Origin of the sequence: Nostoc sp. ChiQUE02 (assembly GCF_034531305.2) — a bacterium.
GTDB lineage: Bacteria > Cyanobacteriota > Cyanobacteriia > Cyanobacteriales > Nostocaceae > Nostoc.
Window position 1 is genome coordinate 1 of sequence record NZ_JAVRBN020000056.1, and the last position, 16,989, is coordinate 16,989.

Annotated in this window: 10 protein-coding genes; 4 read left to right on the plus strand and 6 right to left on the minus strand. The window is 41.4% G+C overall.

Annotation, left to right across the window (positions count from 1 at the left end; genetic code table 11):
• Positions 1 to 446: 446 nt before the first annotated feature.
• Positions 447 to 1,379: a hypothetical protein gene (locus RM347_RS31295; RefSeq protein ID WP_322718856.1), complete on the minus strand. Its 933-nt coding sequence runs from the start codon at positions 1,377 to 1,379 to the stop codon at positions 447 to 449.
• 152 nt (positions 1,380 to 1,531) lie between these two features.
• Positions 1,532 to 3,019 carry a galactose oxidase-like domain-containing protein gene (locus RM347_RS31300; protein WP_322718857.1) on the minus strand — a complete coding sequence of 496 codons (1,488 nt, stop codon included), beginning with the start codon at positions 3,017 to 3,019 and terminating at the stop codon, positions 1,532 to 1,534.
• A 953-nt stretch (positions 3,020 to 3,972) separates the two neighbouring features.
• Here RM347_RS31300 and RM347_RS31305 point away from each other — a divergent pair.
• From RM347_RS31305 to RM347_RS31315, 3 genes are all read left to right on the plus strand, one after another.
• Positions 3,973 to 5,142: a sigma-70 family RNA polymerase sigma factor gene (locus tag RM347_RS31305; protein ID WP_322718858.1), complete on the plus strand. Its 1,170-nt coding sequence runs from the start codon at positions 3,973 to 3,975 to the stop codon at positions 5,140 to 5,142.
• Positions 5,143 to 5,161: 19 nt separating this feature from the next.
• Positions 5,162 to 6,343, plus strand: a complete 1,182-nt coding sequence (locus tag RM347_RS31310; RefSeq protein WP_322718859.1) for a DUF1822 family protein — start codon at positions 5,162 to 5,164, stop codon at positions 6,341 to 6,343.
• 82 nt (positions 6,344 to 6,425) lie between these two features.
• Positions 6,426 to 8,858, plus strand: coding sequence for a CHASE2 domain-containing protein (locus RM347_RS31315; RefSeq protein ID WP_322718860.1), 2,433 nt, complete (start codon positions 6,426 to 6,428; stop codon positions 8,856 to 8,858).
• Between the two features lie 49 nt (positions 8,859 to 8,907).
• On the opposite strand, the gene RM347_RS31320 is transcribed toward RM347_RS31315, so the two are convergent.
• From RM347_RS31320 to RM347_RS31335, 4 genes are all read right to left on the minus strand, one after another.
• A complete protein-coding gene (locus RM347_RS31320) occupies positions 8,908 to 10,410 on the minus strand; it encodes an HlyD family efflux transporter periplasmic adaptor subunit (protein ID WP_322718861.1) in 1,503 nt (500 codons plus the stop codon).
• A 38-nt stretch (positions 10,411 to 10,448) separates the two neighbouring features.
• Entirely contained in the window at positions 10,449 to 12,647 is a 2,199-nt protein-coding gene (locus RM347_RS31325; RefSeq protein ID WP_322718862.1) for a peptidase domain-containing ABC transporter, read from the minus strand.
• Between the two features lie 285 nt (positions 12,648 to 12,932).
• Positions 12,933 to 13,292, minus strand: a complete 360-nt coding sequence (locus tag RM347_RS31330; RefSeq protein ID WP_322718863.1) for a hypothetical protein — start codon at positions 13,290 to 13,292, stop codon at positions 12,933 to 12,935.
• A gap of 463 nt (positions 13,293 to 13,755) precedes the next feature.
• The gene (locus RM347_RS31335) at positions 13,756 to 14,118 is read right to left on the minus strand and encodes a beta/gamma crystallin-related protein (protein ID WP_322718864.1); all 363 of its coding nucleotides are present in this window, start codon (positions 14,116 to 14,118) and stop codon (positions 13,756 to 13,758) included.
• Positions 14,119 to 14,672: 554 nt separating this feature from the next.
• Here RM347_RS31335 and RM347_RS31340 point away from each other — a divergent pair.
• Positions 14,673 to 16,979: a filamentous hemagglutinin N-terminal domain-containing protein gene (locus tag RM347_RS31340; protein ID WP_428850646.1), complete on the plus strand. Its 2,307-nt coding sequence runs from the start codon at positions 14,673 to 14,675 to the stop codon at positions 16,977 to 16,979.
• Positions 16,980 to 16,989: the final 10 nt, after the last annotated feature.

Below are 16,989 nucleotides of genomic sequence, written 5' to 3' on the forward strand. Positions count from 1 at the left end.
GATTTCTTCCTCTATTTTCATTGATTCTGCCACTCTTCAATAGTTCATCTGTTCTAGCAAAGTTGACATGCTCCCTAAGGTATCTATCAAAATCATTCTGAATTTGTTTGACTTACTGCTGTTTTGTATCGGTGATAAGTTCCAGGAATAACTAATTAGAAAATAAGTCAAAATAATTAATAATTACAATCTGCGATAGCTCACTACTCTCCACTGTCTTATTGACTACTAAATTTTTGATTTAGTCAAGCGACTGTACCTATATCTTTAATTATGAATTATAAATTATTAATTAGTAATTATTAGCGATCGCCCTTCCCGTAGGTGCGCCTCCGTTGAAGACTCACGTCTTAATAATAAGCTGTACCAATCAATGCCAATAAAAAGCCCTCAAGAAAAGACGAGGGCTAGGCACTTTTTTGTGCTGGATATCAGTTCAATTCCTTCTAACCACGAGCACGCGTAATCTGAGTAGTGTCAAAGTCTTGTAGCCGAGTCATGTTTCCACTGTTCTTATCTACGCTATACACAGCATTAGGTGTCTCATACCTCATAGCTCCAAAGGCGAGGAGTTGACCGGTTGCAGAGCAAACTAAGCTTTGTAAGCCATTATTCCATGCTTGACCATTAACTTTCAATTGTCCCAGTCTGATCGGCTTTTTTTGATTTGAATCTAGCTGCACCAGAGTTGTATCACCATTTAATCCAACTAAAGAGGTATAGAGTTTTCCATCTGGGCACTCAGCTAGATTGCTGACCCGCTCATCGTTCGGAAATTTAACCTTACTAATAGAACTTATCTCTCCTGTTTGAAGGTCAATATCTACCAATCTGATCGGTGGTGTACCATTCTTTTTACCTACTAGACCGATGAGTCGTCCATCATTAGTCCCTAACAAGCTCCCAAGCTGTTGATTCTGTTTAAGTCCTGAGACTATCAAAGTTTTTACAGGCGTACCCAAAAATGTAATGCGAGTAGGTGTCGCCTGTCTCCTACTAGTCGTAATAGGAGTAATGGCTACAACAAGTGTGCCATCGCTTAAAGAAGTGAAGCCACTCACTATTTCATTAAGCTCTAATAGAGGTGTACTTTTATCCGCAAGTACTTGAGCCTTTCCTGTAATTAAGGATTGCAGAACAAGTCCTACAGGCTTAATATCTGTGGATACACTGTCTGGGGCAGTGCTATCTAATTCAGTGGTGTTTACCTCTGGAATAGTCGTTTGGTCAGTGGTGATGATCGGGGTAGAACCTATACCTACAATATTTAAACTTGGTGTTTCCGCCAAGGCTCTGTTGGTTAGATAACTAAGTCCAGATACTACAGTTCCAGCAAGTGCCAACTGGCCAAACTTTCGACGTGATAGCTTGTAACTCATATTTCCCTTCCTAGAATTAATGACTTTTATATCTGATTTGTAAACAAAAGCTTAAGCCCCCATAACCCGATCCTAGTCAGTTTCTATGCTCTTTAGATTTTCTTTACGAATCAGCTCTTATCAGGTAGCAGCGTGAACATAAACAGGTAAGGCTAAGATATTCGTGTCCAGGTTGCTACTGAGGGAGTTCCATTATTGTCACTAATAAAAAGCATGTACCAGCCTGGTATTGCTATGTTTCGATTGTTTGTTACTGTGACATTAAGAGAAGTAGCGTTCCTAGAATTAATTGGTATATCCACTAACCTTTGTTCTGTATCGCAAGAATGGGTGGTTGCCATTGGTCTAATAAGACTAACCCATTTAATATTCGCAGCCTGAGGTGTCTGAATCGTAAATTGCAGGCCGTAGGTCAATGTTTGAGGAGCACTCTGAATAATTGGTCGTGACCGCGACATGTATGCAGGACTGTAGATTTCTAATCGCAGTTCATTGACCCTCCGTTGAGGGTTACCCCCAGCTGTGACTACCCTACCATCTGGCAGAAGCAAGGCCACCGAGTGATATACGCGAGGGACATTTTGTTTAGCTACTATTGTCCAGGTATTTGTAGCTGGATTGTAGATTTCTGCTGGCAGCATTGATTGTGTTGTGTCCTCATTCATTTTGCTACCATTGCAAACAAATACTGTGCGATCGGGCAACAAAACTGCGCTGTGATGCATCCGGGCATAGTTTAAAGGCTTTGCTGCTACGTAAGTTGGGTTAGTAGCTTTTAAATCTACAATATTTACCCTGTTTGTTGCTGCATTACCACTACCCCCACCGAGAATCATAACCTTTTGATCTTGTGCAGGTGGTAAAAGCACGCTGGCAGCTTGGTCACCGAAACCTGAGGCTTGCAGTCCTGTCACCACTTTTTCTGAAATGGATTGCGTAAATGCTTCTGGCAGAGTTAGTATTCTTGGGGTCACTCCATAGTTTCCGCCCATCTGTGCACCTGAATAAAAAACTTTTCCACTACTTAGCAGAAACAGATGTGCGTATGACGGTATAGAACTAGTTGTTGGAAAAGCGTTCCAACCATTTGCAAAGAAAGCAGAATAAATTTCTGGTTGTCTGTTGAGCTTGCCATCTTTATCCGGCCCAGACACTGCAAAGATTCGACCACTGCCTAGTGTTAACACAGTCGGGTACCAGCGGCCATTATTCATTGATGGTATCTTGACCCATTTCTCGGCAATGGGATCAAACATCAGAGCAGAAGGTGAACCATAAAATGGGTCATAGCGCAAAGTTCCACCTGCAACCAGTAACATACCATCAGGGCGGAAGGAGTGACCAGCGCAAAAAAGGTCAATAGGTTGATTATTACTATCCAATGGAGGCTTTTGACGGGTAAAGGTTCCCTTGCTTACATCCCAGACCACGCTGTCATAGGGAGTATTTAACCGATTGGGATCATTACCTGAACCACAGAAAAAGAATATCTTACCAGTACGAAGTAGAGCGGCATGTATAGGTAGGATTGGAGCACTGTACGACAATACTTGCCATTTGTCTGTAGTAGTACCCTGAGCGATGAAAGTCCCTAAATCCGTTTCCTCTTGAAGGTTAGTCTTGTTATTAGGTTGAGTCACTTTATTTACAATTATTCCTACGTAAATTTTATTTTTTTGTTTTTTCTTTGACTAATTTATTCCTAAATTTATATCTATACTTCTTTAGGCTTACTTACTGTTAAGATGTGATGTTTTTTATAACAAGAGAATGTAAAATCAGTTTTTTTCAATAGTAATTACACAGTCAATTAGCCATCATGTTGAGTATCTAATTAAGCCTTGTAGCGGGTTTTTAAGGTAAGGATGAACGATGCTTTTAAATATGATGCGTAAAGGCATAGAGAAGTCAGAGGGTCAGTAAATCGCAAAGTTTTTTCCAAGAAAGAGAGTACCAATACTTGGTAACTTCAGATACATGCTTTTGCTGAACTATCTTAACCTTTAGGCTGGGATAAATTACTTTTACTTATAGCTAAGCAACTTCCAAAGACTGCTAACCCGATGAAATATAAATACCTTTGATAGTTTCATATTTGCGCTCAACAACTTGACGTAGAAAAGCTAACATTTGTATCTAACCAATGTACTACTCTGATAGCCGATGTAATTCTTTTCCCCTTGGTTAATATATATAGTTGCATAGGCTCCCCTTCTCTCTGTATTGTTTGAGCAGTTTATATATAAAACTTGGGGCAACTCTGAACCGCTCTGCTAACTTACGTTGAGATATAGATTCGCGTTCATAAGTTTCCGTAATTTTCCGCCGCAAATCTATGGAGTATATTTTCATGGGTGACAAATTTTACTTCTTTGAACTCTATAGTACATTTGATTGTCTCTCACTCAAGTGAAAACCGCTATACTTTGCACAATCATCTATTTTTATCCCTTTGGTCAGACTTTTTCTCTTTTTCCTCAGCCTAGAGTGACAAAAGAAAGTTATGTTGATCTGTACCCGCCTACTTAGTTACTTCGTTCCGCTCAATTTATATTTTTAATTGCTCATGTTTCCTCGCCAAGAAATTACGGATATGTTTTCAACATTCGTGCAGATGGAAAGAGGCAGATTCAGCAAATGGTTGACCGATCCTAAACTGTATAGAAATATCCAAAATCACTTGGAGCGTTCGTCATCAGTACTTAAATCAGAAAACTTTTGGGCGCTTTACTGGCACAAGCAATGGCGCTCTGGGTTTAATAACCTTGCCAGAATGCATTTGTTAGCTTATTTACAAGAACCATGTTATTGGGTTGCTTCAAAAACAGTTGCTAAATTTAATCTCAGCCAATACATGCTCGCTGATTACTTCCAAATGGCGATCGCAGAAGTCGAAACAATTCTTAAAGACTTCAACCCAGAAAAATCTTCTAGCTTAAAAGCTTACGCCATCATGGCAATGCCCAGTCGGCTGAAAGATATTCTACGTCAACGCAAGGAAGCTGATATTTGCAGCAATTGGGCATTGTTACGCAAAGTGAGCAAAAAGCTGCTTAGTGAAGCTCTTAGTGAAGCTGGATTATCACAAAATGCAGTTGCTCAATATCGTTTAGCTTGGACTTGTTTCAACGAACTGTACACCCAAAACCAACCAGGAAATACCAGTCAGTTACCAGAACCGAATCGCCAACTTTGGGAAGCTATTACCAACCTCTACAACCACCAACGCCAAAGCCAAATCACTCAACCTACTGAGCAACGCAACGCTCAGACAATTGAACAGTGGTTAACGCAAACAGCTCTCTACGTGCGTGCTTATCTATTTCCATCTGTGAAATCTCTAAATGCTTTCAAGCAAAATGATGACACGACAATAACATTTGATTTGCCAGACCCATCCTCTGACTCACCAATGGCTAATATGATAGCCGAAGAGGATGTCCAAAATCGACAAAACCAAATATCTCAGATGTCTGGTGTCTTGTTAAAAGCTTTACAGAGCCTAGATGTACAATCCCAAGAAGTACTTAAGCTTTACTACGAACAGGGACTGACTCAGCAGCAGATTATGCAACAGTTGCAGATGAGTCAGCCTACGGTGTCTCGCAAACTGGTTAAAGGTAGAGAATCAATACTTGCAGCACTGATTAAGTGGAGCCAGGATTTGAATATTTCTGTTAATTCCAACCAAATTAAAGATATGAGTCTTGCTTTGGAAGAATGGTTGAGAAACCAGTATGGTGAGTACAACATAAATCCTTAGTTTTCACAAGGTAGTAAAAATGACTTGCGCGTTTGCAGATCCCAGAGAATGGTTGTTAGAAATATCACCAACTATTCAGGCGCAATCCTGGCAGCAAAGCCAGGTTTATGCCACGTCTAGTAGTCGCTGGTGCGCTTACATAAATCAAATTTGTCTCCATGCTTTCTTGGATTGGATCTCAACTGAGGATTTTCTCCAAGCCAGTGTTTGGTACAGTTTCCCTGGTATTCCAGCTTTTTGGGAATTTGTCAATGGCACAGCAATTTTGCTAGAGGGGAGGCGAATCGTGTTGATCCCCAGTGAAGCAATTGACGATCGCGAGTTAGAAGTCCCTCAGGAATGGATAGATATTCCTAGTTGGGCAGCAGACTACTACTTAGCAGTGCAAGTCAAACCGGATGGCGAGTGGGTACGAATTTGGGGTTACACAACCCATAAAGAACTAAAATCTCTGGCTCACTATGACTCAGTGGATAGGACTTATTGTATAGATGCACGGCATTTGACAAAAGACCTCAATGCTTTCTCTTTGAGCTACCAATTTTGCAGAGGAGAAGAGATGAAAGCGGCTGTAGCTCCATTACCACAATTATCCACCGAGCAAGCAGAAAATCTTGTGCAACGCTTAGGCAATGCCTCTTTTCGTTTCTCTAGATTGGCAGTACCATTTATAACTTGGGGAGCGCTACTAGAGAATGAGCAGTGGCGGCAGCGCTTGTACCAACAACGGCAGCAACCACAATCATCGCAAGTGCGAGTGAATCTGAGTCGTTGGCTAGAAGGTATATACGATAATGCTTGGGAAGAAATAGAAACATTTTTGCTTTTCAATTTCAACAGTCTAGCTTTTAATTTCAGAAGTAGCTCTGGGTTAAGTGTTGGTAGTATCAAACGAGCCAAGCTGATTGATTTGGGAATGGAAATAGAGTCTCAAAAAGTGGTGCTATTAGTTGCCTTCATACCAGAGGATAGACAACAAGTTAGTATTCGCGTGCAACTACATCCTGCTAATGGAGAATATCTACCTGTTAATATCAAGTTAGGTTTGCTTTTAGAGTCAGAAGAAATCATTCAGGAAGTGCAAGCAAGAGAACAAGATAACTACATACAATTGAAACGCTTTGATGGAGAAGTAGGAGAATGTTTTAGTATCCAAGTTACTTTTGATAGTCACCAGATAACAGAAAATTTCGTTATTTAGTCATTGGTCATTAGTCATTGGTCATTAGATAAGGACAAACAACATAGACGCCCAGAGGGCGGCTTCCCGAAGGGTAGGACAAATGACAAACAATAAACAACAAATAAGTAAGCTAGTCATCTTCAGCTTGTTGGGAGGAGACTTAAATCAAGGATTTCCTGTTGTCACGGCTCAACTTTGGCACAATAACCAATTATTTAAAATAACAGGGAGTCTGCCAGCAATACCAGAACTTTCCAAACTCTACAGCAGATGGAAGTTACTCTACGAAGCTATCCATCAACGTTTGGGCAGCAATCAACGTATAAAAGTGCATTCACAAGATATTACCAATATTTCTGTGAATGATTTCGATGAAGTATGTCATCAGTTACAAACACATATCAATGCTTGGTTAAAATCTGAATCCTTCCAAAATATTGAACGACAGTTAAGAACTGTACTCAGTCGAGATGATGAAATTAGAGTTATTATTGAAACAAATATAACTTCACTGCATCGATTACCTTGGCATCTGTGGGATTTTTTTGAGCATTACCCGAAAGCTGAATTAGCTTTGAGCAATCATGAGTATGCATCTCCTCAAGTAGTGCGAAAATCTACCACAGATAGAGTCAAGATTTTAGCAATTCTCGGTAACAGTTTTGGTATTGATATTGATAAAGACCGTTCTTGGTTGCAAGGTTTAACAGATACTCAAACTACTTTTCTTGTCCAACCTACACGAAAAGAACTTGATGAGCAACTGTGGAATCAATATTGGGATATTCTGTTTTTTGCCGGACATAGCGCTAGTATTGCAGATGGGGAAATAGGGGAAATTTATATCAATCAGACAGAGAGTTTAACAATTTCTCAATTTAAAAATGCACTTAAGACAGCAATTACACGCGGTTTAAAACTCGCAATTTTCAACTCCTGTGATGGCATTGGTTTGGCACGAAATTTAGCTGATTTGAACATTCCCCAAATGATTGTGATGCGGGAAGGGGTGTCAGATTTAGTCGCACAGGAATTTTTGAAAAACTTTCTTGTCGCTTTTACAGGAAATAAGCCATTTTATCTAGCTGTGCGAGAAGCGCGGGAAAGACTTCAGGGGTTGGAGAATAACTTCCCTTGTGCTAGTTGGTTGCCAGTTATCTACCAAAATCCTACAACTGTTCCTACTACTTGGCAAGAACTACACGGTGGTTCGGGTGACACCAAGACTCGCGGTGAAGTTTCGACTCAGAGCAGAATTTCAACCACAAAGACCAAAAGCACAATTGCGACTCGAAAGGGCAAACTTTGGACTGTACTGCTGAGTACTGCTATTGTGACTCTTTCAACGATAGGTTTGAGATACTTGGGGGTTTTTGAGAAAGCTGAACTGCAAACTTTTGACCAAATGCTACTCTTGCGACCAAAGGAAGATTTAGAGCCAAGATTGCTCGTTGTTGAAGTTACTGAAAAAGATATTCAATCCCGACAAGAGACGACCACAGGAGTGAAGTCTATTTCGGATAGTACGTTAGCTCAATTACTCAACAAATTACAAAAGTATCAACCGCGAGTCATTGGACTGGATATTTATAGAGATTTTGCTGACCCCCCAAATGAATCAAAGCCGATACAACTCTCCACTGAACTGAGCAAAGAAAATGTGGTAGTTGTCTGTAAAGGCAGAGATCGTAAACACGACCCCCAAGGTGTTAAACCACCTCTTAAAGTCCCTGTAGAACGTCAGGGTTTTACTGATGCAATTCAAGATCCAGATGGTATCGTTCGTCGCCAAATTATGATGATGGCACAAGAGCCTTCGTCTGTTTGTACAACGCCTTACTCACTTTCGTTGCAATTAGCTGCTCGTTATTTATCTTACGAAAATATTCAACCTGATTTAAATGAAGATTATGTACAGTTTGGTTCTAAAGTATTTAAACGCTTAAAGCCTAGTCGGAGTGGTGGCTATCAACAAAGAGTTGATTTGGGCGGAATTCAAATACTTGTTAATTACCGTGATACAGATTACCAAAGAGTTTCTTTGGCAGATGTATTGAGTGATAAAGTTAACTATACTTTTTTCAAAAATAAGGTTGTTCTCATCGGAGTGACAGCTAACACTATCAGCGATACTTGGTCAACTCCCTACTCAGCTGCACAGCAACCTTACCAGGAAATACCAGGCATATTTATACAAGCGCAAATGGTCAGCCAAATTCTGAGTGCAGTTTTAGACAAACGTCCAATTCTTGGGGTTTTGCCTTTTTGGTGCGACATTCTCTGGATATGGGGATGGTCGAGTGTGTCTGGTTTGATTGTTTGGCGCGTGCGTCATTCACTACTCAATAAGGGATGCGCTATATTTGCGATAGTTATAATTTTATATGGAGCTTGTGCGATCGCTCTTTTAAAACAAGGGCTATGGTTGCCATTTATTCCTTCTGCCTTTGCCGTGGTTGCAAGCGGTGTTGTTGTAGTGTTGATTCAACGCCATCAGGAATTTTTCACGATTTCACAACCCTTAGTTGAATAAAATTTTCCTTTATAACTGAAAAATAACGTCAATTTGGCGATTGACGATCTCAAAAATCCGTCATTAATTTTGCTTTGCGGAGCACAAATTGCAGTACAGTTTCTTCGCGGGTAATAATATCAACTCTGCCATCCATACCCAATTGAATTTGACATTTCTTTGTACTGCGACCTAAAGCAAGTTTCTCTGGTTCAATTGTGACTTCGTAAAAAGCACCTACAGCAGTTGCTTTTGGAATAGAGTTCGTATTAGCATCTGCATCGTTTTTTTGCGGCCTAACAGCATCCGGGGAAATCGCTTTGACAACGCCATTGAGAGTACCGTAATCAGGATAAGGACAAGCACTAACTCGCATTTGCACCTTTTGACCGACTTTTATCTTACCTTTTTCCTCAGAACCAACAGCTGCTTTGATAACTAAAGGTGCATGACTAGGAACAATTTGAACAACTTCCTCCCCAGCCCGGAGAGTTTGACCGGGGTTTCTCAAATTTAGCTTGGAAATAATCCCGTCTGCTGTAGCGGTAATAGTAGTTTGCTTCAGGTCAATTTCAGCTTGCTTGAATTCGCTAGCATCGCGCTCTAATTGTTTTTCCGTTTCAATTTTCTGTTTTATAAGTGCTTGAAGTTCTCTTTTTAACGATGCTTTATTCACTTCCCCAGAGGCTTTTTCTTGAGCAATACGTTCAGTTGCCATTGCTACCTCTGCATTGCTGGGATTGAGAGCTGCTTGAGCGCGATCGCGTCTAGCAATAGCCCCTAAAACAGCTTGTTTTAGCCGTTCATTTGTTTTTTCTTGGGCTTTATAAGTGGCTTTTTGTGCCTGTACAGCTTGTTCCTGCTGTTTGACAGCCAGTTGTACTTCTTCTAGTTGGTCACGGGATAATGCCCCTTGTTTAGCGACACTTTCATATCGGTTCTGCTTTGATGTCGCTGCTCCTAAAGCCGCCTCAGTTGCGTGGAGATTAGCTAATGCTGATTGTAACTGTGCTTGCCCTGCATATAATTCTTCTTGAGCCATTTTGACATTGGCTGATGCTTCTTTAAGTTCAGTGATACTGATAATTTTTTTGTCTTGATGATTGCGATCGCGTCCTTGCAATTCAGCTTTAGCAGAGGCGATAGTCCGATTGGTGCGATCGCTTTCAGCTCGAATTTGACTATCTATTGCATTTATTTGCGGAACAGTTTGAATTAGTTGTAACCTAGCTTGTTGAATATTGGTTTGCAGCTGGTTTTTTTTGGTTTGCAGTCGAGAGTCATCAATAGTGGCAATTATATCTCCTTTTCGCAGTGTTTGATTTCCTTTGACGTAAATCTGCATTACCTGTCCTTCTGTCGCCGCCTGTACAATTGGCAATTCACCCGCAGGACGGACAACCGCTTGCCCAATGACCGTAACTTTATATTTAGCAACCGCAGCCACAGGAACAGCTAACGACAAGGCAAACACGATAAATAGTCCACCAAATGTAGTCCAACGACTAATTGGTGGGAGAAACTCATTGTCTTGAACTAAGGGTAAAAAATTTGTTTGAGACTTACTAATCATAAGTTATAAATATCTCTAAAATCTTTAATAACCATTAACTAATTCCGAAGAACCAAAGAAGATTTCAATCCATTACTATTATTAGAAGAATAAATTTCATCAAGAAAGCTTAAATGCTCTCCAGGGATCTGACGTAATTCTTCTGGGGTTCCTTGAATTTTTAAGCGCCCATCTTCAAGCAATACAATCCAATCGGCCCGTTTTATAACTTGAGGACGATGGCTAATCATAATTGTAGTTTTACCTTGACGGTGATTAAGTAATCTATCCAAAATTTGGGTTTCACTTATTGGGTCAAGAGCGCCTGTAGATTCATCTAGAATTAATACAGGTGGGTCAATCACAATTGCCCTAGCTATAGCTAATCTCTGCCTTTGTCCGCCAGAAATATTTGCACCAAATTCGCCTAAAACAGTTTGATATTTATCAGGTAATTTACTAATAAATTCATCTGCACCAGCAATTTGGCAAGCAAGGACTATCTCTTCAAAACTAATGTTGGGATAACTGAAGCGAAAATTTTCTACAATCGAACGACTCCAAAAATGAGGTTCTTGGGGAACTAATACGACTTGCTGCCGCAAACATTCTAAAGATAAATCTTGCTGGTTGTATATGCCATAACGAATGTTACCAGATTTGATTTGATATAAACCAGTAATTAATTTGCCAAGGGAGCTTTTACCACAGCCCGATTGACCGATTAAGGCTATTACTTTACCACCAGGGATAGTTAAAGAAAAATTTTCTAACAGGTCAGTTCTACCAGCATGGTGAAAGTTAACTTGAGAACAAATAATATCTGCATTGCCAGGAATTTCTGCCCAAGGTTTTTTAAAGTCATTTTCATCTTCTGGGGTAGAATCTATCACTTCTGTCAAGCGTTGAACGACAATTTGAGCAGTGATAAATTCATCAATTAGCCCGACTGCTGACTCTAAAAAGCCAAGAAAGCTACCACTCATACCGCTGTACGCCAGCAGTTGACCGATGGATAATGTCTGATTAATCACCAAGCTAGAACCTAACCAGAGTATGCTAATACTCGTCAATTTGGAAAGAATACTAGTGACTATGCCGCTGTAAAGCTCCAACTTCATCGTAGTCCAGTCTAAGTTAGCAAGGCGACCAAAATTTGTCTGATATTCTTGCCAAGCTTGCTCTGTAGCTTGGGTGGTTTTGAGGACTTGAACACCGCGAAAGGTTTCGACTAAAAAGCCTTGATTTTCTGTACCTTTAACGATGAGGCTGCGGGTTTTCTGACGCAAGGCGGGAAGAAAAAGCAGGTTAACAAAAGTGACGATCGCAAAGGCAGCGAGGGAAGCTAAAGTCAGTTGCCAACTATAGAAGAGCATGAAACCCAAGGAAACCAGAGCCACAAAAAATTGACTAGGTAAACCAAGGACAATTTGGGAAACTAAATTATTGATGGTATGAACATCAGCAATCCGGCTAACGACTTCCCCACTGCGACGGGCTTCAAAATATGATAGCGGTAAGCGCAACAGTTTTCGGCCGTATTCTAGAATTAGTCCGTATTGCAACCGTTGAGCAAAATGACCAATCAGGTGAGATTGTACCAAACCAATGGCACTTTGAATTAGGTTCATGGCAATGACGCCAATTGCCACTGTTGTTAGCAGTTGGGTATCTCCCCGCACTAGCACGTCATCAGTGAGGAGTTGCATCATTAAAGGGGAAGCCAGGGACAACAGCCCGATCGCGAAGTTGATGGCGATCGCCTGAACCAAAAGATTGCGATATGGCATAACGCGGGCAATAAAGCGCCCAAAGCCGCCAATTTTATCTTCGAGTTGCTCATAGAAGCGGCTATCGTCTGGCATCAGCAGCAGCATCACACCATCACTCCAACCCGCGATTAACTCCTGGGAGGTGAGGTACAAGATGCCGAAGGCAGGGTCAGAGATGACATATTTTTTCCCCTTTTTCCCATACAATACCACCCAGTGGTAGCCTTTCCAGTGAACGATCGCTGGTAAGGGAACTTCATTTAATTTCTCAAGCAGTTCTGGGGTAGCTTGAACTTGACGGGCATTGAATCCCAGGGTTTCTGCTCCCCGCCTTAAACCTAATAGTGTAGTTCCTCGCGTTCCCGTGCCCACTGCTTCTCGCACGCGATTGAGGGCAAAGGTGCGTCCGTAGTATTTAGCGATCGTGGCTAGGCTTGCTGCACCACAATCTTCTTCACTGTGTTGCAATATACTGTAGTATTTCATTGTTTAAAAAATCAGTACCAGCCGCAGTTAACAGTACCAGCCGCAGTTAACAAGGCGTGGACAAGTCCGTTTCCTACCTGATAACTGATAACTGATGACTATTAACACCGTTTACGTTTATTTGTGCTATCTTGATATGAATGAAAAAGTAGGAGCGAAAACGACCTCGCCCCTACGAACTGGAAGAGAAGAATGTTACTCAGCTAAAAGCTTATGTGAGAGCATTCTTTTCTCTTTTAGGTTTTGAAGGATTCGAGTACACGATATGAAATAGACCAGAGCTGATTATGCAAGTTTGACAGACGCAATGTCGTTGTTAAAAGGACCAGTGAAGTTACCTTTTGTACCTGCTTTCAGACGCCTTGATTGACCTGTGAAATTCTCACCAGTGTAGACAATCCAATCTCTTCTACCTGTTACCTCGTACCAAGATGCTCTATTGTTAAAGCTCCCTAAACTGCGTCGTGCGCGTCCAATATTATTTAGCCGCACTCCTTCACCATCCTTCTTATCGGAAAAGTCTAAGGCACCACCACTAATAGTGGCAGCGGCTTCATGGGAAAGGTCTTGCACAGCTTCGATGCTGTAGAGGTCTTTGATTTGCTTGTTGTTCATATCTACTCCGTGGTTATTGATGTTATACATTGTTTTTCCCCTAAGTTTTAGATTGGGGTTTGAACTGAAGGCAAGCTTGTTTTCTTCCTTCTGATTGTCAGTTTGTAGCAGTGAGATTGGTTTATTCACGGCTGAGAATCAGAGGTTTTTTTAGGACTAACTCCGGAGACGGAAAATCAAGGGTTTAGACCAGGGTGTAGGGTGTGAGTAAGCAAAACCCTTACCCCCACACCCTTACACCCTTACACCCACTCTCAACAATCAATCTGAGTGCGTAAGTCCTGTTTTTAACTTTGCCTTCTGATTGTTAATCGGATAATGGGTGCAAAAACTCCTACTCCACCTGCGGCATCTCTGTTACAAATTAGAGAGGGTATGAAGGAAGTTTTAACAGAGGCATGAAATAGAAAAATAGCCTCAGAAATGGATGAATATTCCGAGGTTATTTTGCTATCTAAGCAAAGTTCCTAAAACGGATGCACAGAAGTCAAATCTATGATATGCGTTTGAGAGAACTAATTGAATCGTTTACTGAATTAGCAACTCTACGGTATCGTCCTGGTCCCAAAGTTATAGACGGACCACTAAAGTTTGCATTTTTATAAAACCTCCATCTTTCATTCCCTGTAATAACAATAGATGAGGTTGCGTCGTTGAAATTGTTATTAGCTAGGTTGGCATCACTGTTAGAAAACGTTATACCCCCTCCCTGAAAGTTAGCACCCCGGAATATACTTACCCTACCTCCACTACAAGTAGCAGCAACCTCATCGTTAAGTTCCTTCACTGCGCTGAAGCTCAATTCTGTTAAAGTTTTCTTGTTCATATCTACTCCGTAGTTGTTGATGTTAGACATTGTTTCTCTCCGAAATTTCAAGTTTGAGTTGAACTGAAGGCGATCGCTGGTTTGGCTTTACCTTCTGATTGTTAATTGGTAGCAGTGAGATAATTTTATTCACGGCTGGGAATCAGAGGTTTTTTAGCTTTGCCTTCTGATTCTTAATTGGTAGCAGTGAGATTGGTTTATTCACGGCTGGGAATCAGAGGTTTTTTAGCTTTGCCTTCTGATTCTTAATTGGTAGCAGTGAGATTGGTTTATTCACGGCTGGGAATCAGAAGTTTTTTAGCTTTGCCTTCTGACCGCACTGGCTCCCCTACCACCATGCAACCCTTTGAACTATAAGTGTTGAGCTTTTAATGACGGTTAGCTTAATATTTTTTAACCGAATTTCCACTGCACTATACTTGACAACAATGCCTGCTTTGGATGATGACGATTCGTTTTTTGCAAGTCATACCAGAAGCGAGAAATGTGTTAATATCCAAAGCTTGTGAATAAGTCGAGCACCCTGATACCTATACTTAATTGAAGATTCACTCGCTAAATTTCCTTTTCAATAGGAGAGTGCAATGTCTGGAGTATCTATAAGTTTGTACTGGTGGCAAGGTCTAGGAATTGCGATCGCGAGTGCAATAGTCTTATATACAAATAGCTCAGTTGCTCAAATTACGCCAGATGGGACTCTGCCAAATAATTCCAACGTGAGATTAGAAGGTAATACCAGGATTATCTCAGGTGGAACGACAAGAGGCGCTAACTTATTCCACAGCTTTAGAGAGTTTTCTGTTCCCACTGGTCAGACAGCTTTCTTCGATAATGTACTCGATATTCAAAACATTTTTACACGAGTCACTGGCTCAAGCGTTTCAAACATTAATGGGTCGATTCGTACCTTGGGTAAAGCAAACCTGTTTATCATCAATCCCAATGGGATTATTTTTGGTAAAAATGCCAGTTTGAATATCGGCGGTTCCTTTGTTGCCACAACAGCGAATGCCATAGGATTTGGCAATCTGGGATTTTTCAGTGCCTCGAATCCAGAAGCACCCTCACCGTTGTTAACACTAAATCCAAATGCCTTATTATTTAATCAAATTGCGGCTGCACCGATTCAAAATAGTTCGACTGCACCAGCAGGATCTACTCCTGGTGGCAGGGATGCATTTGGTCTACGTGTCCCAGATGGTCGAAGTTTGCTGCTAGTAGGCGGCAATGTGAACATGGATGGTGGAAGATTGAATGCTTTTGGTGGACTCGTCGAGTTAGGTGGGTTAGCTAGTGCTGGTACAGTTGGGTTGAATGAGGATGGTAATAATAGTCGTTTGAGTTTTCCCAATAGTGTAGAAAGAAGCGATGTTTTCCTTAGCGATCGCGCGCAAGTAAATGTATTTGCTGGCAATGGTGGTAGTATCACAATTAATGCCCGGAATTTAGAGATGACAGGAGACAGTTTCCTGCGTGCAGGCATAGACAGTGGATTGGGTTCTGATAATAGTAAGGCAGGAAATATTTCGGTTAATGCTACGGTCGCAATAAACCTTAACAATAACAGTGAGATTTTTAATCAAGTGCGATCAGAAGCAAATGGACAAGGGGGCGATGTCAGTATCACTGCTAATACCTTGCTAGTGCAAGATGGGGCACAGGTAAATACTGGCACTTTTGGTACGGGCAAGGGGGGAAATTTAAGGGTTGATGCCCAAGATGTGCAACTGATTGGTACAAGCGCTGATGGTCAGTTTCCTAGTGGCTTATTTACTTCTGCACAGCCAAACTCAACAGGAGATGCGGGTGATTTGACGGTCAAAACCAATACCTTGCTAGTGCGAGATGGGGCACAGGTATTTGCTGGTACTTTCGGTGCGGGCAAGGCAGGTTCTTTGAGTGTTGATGCCTCTGATGTGCAACTGATTGGTAGAAGCGCTGATGGTCAGTTTGGCAGTGGCTTGTTTACTCGTGCAGAGCGAAACTCAACAGGGAATGCGGGCGATCTTACAGTCAGCACCAATACCTTGTTAGTGCAAGATGAGGCAAGAGTAAACGTGGCGAGTCTCGAAACAGGAACCGCAGGCAACATGACATTAAATGCACGCTCTATCCGTTTAAACAACAACGGCTTACTCATCGCCAATACAGGCAGCCCCAAAGTTGACCGGGATAGAGAACAGGCGACAATTAACATTAATTCAAAAGATTTAATCATGACTGGCAATAGCAACATCAGAACCAACGCTACAGGAAAAAACGTTATCGGCGGCAACATCAATATTAATACCGATATCCTGGTTGGCTTTGAAAATAGCAACATCAGCGCTAATTCTGCTAACTTTCGTGGTGGGAATATCAAAATCAATACTAAGGGTATCTTTGGTATTCAGTTCCGGAATAGACTTTCCCAAAACACAAGCGATATCACCGCCACAGGGCGAACTCGCAGGTTGAGCGGTAATGTACAAATTAACACACTTGATCTAGACCCCACTAACGGTTTAATCGAACTCCCTACTAATCTCGTTGATGTCTCTCAACAAATTTCCACTGCCTGCACTCCCGGAAGTCGGCAATTTCAGAGTTCTTTTGTGTCAACAGGACGCGGTGGACTACCGATGAGTCCCACTGAACCATTACAAGATATAAGTACTCTCTCAGCGTGGGTGAGATTGAGACCAAAACCAGCAAACTCAGCTAAAACAACACTTTCGCCACAACCAACAGCAGTCTCAAATAGTACTAAAGTTGCTGCGGCGACGACGATTGTGGAAGCGACTGGTTGGGTAGTTGATAGTAATGGGAATATAGAACTTGTGGCGCAAGCACCTAATGTCACTCCTGAGAGTTCTCGGCAAACTCCTACTTCTTGTCCTGCATCTCGCTAAGGTCTGAAAT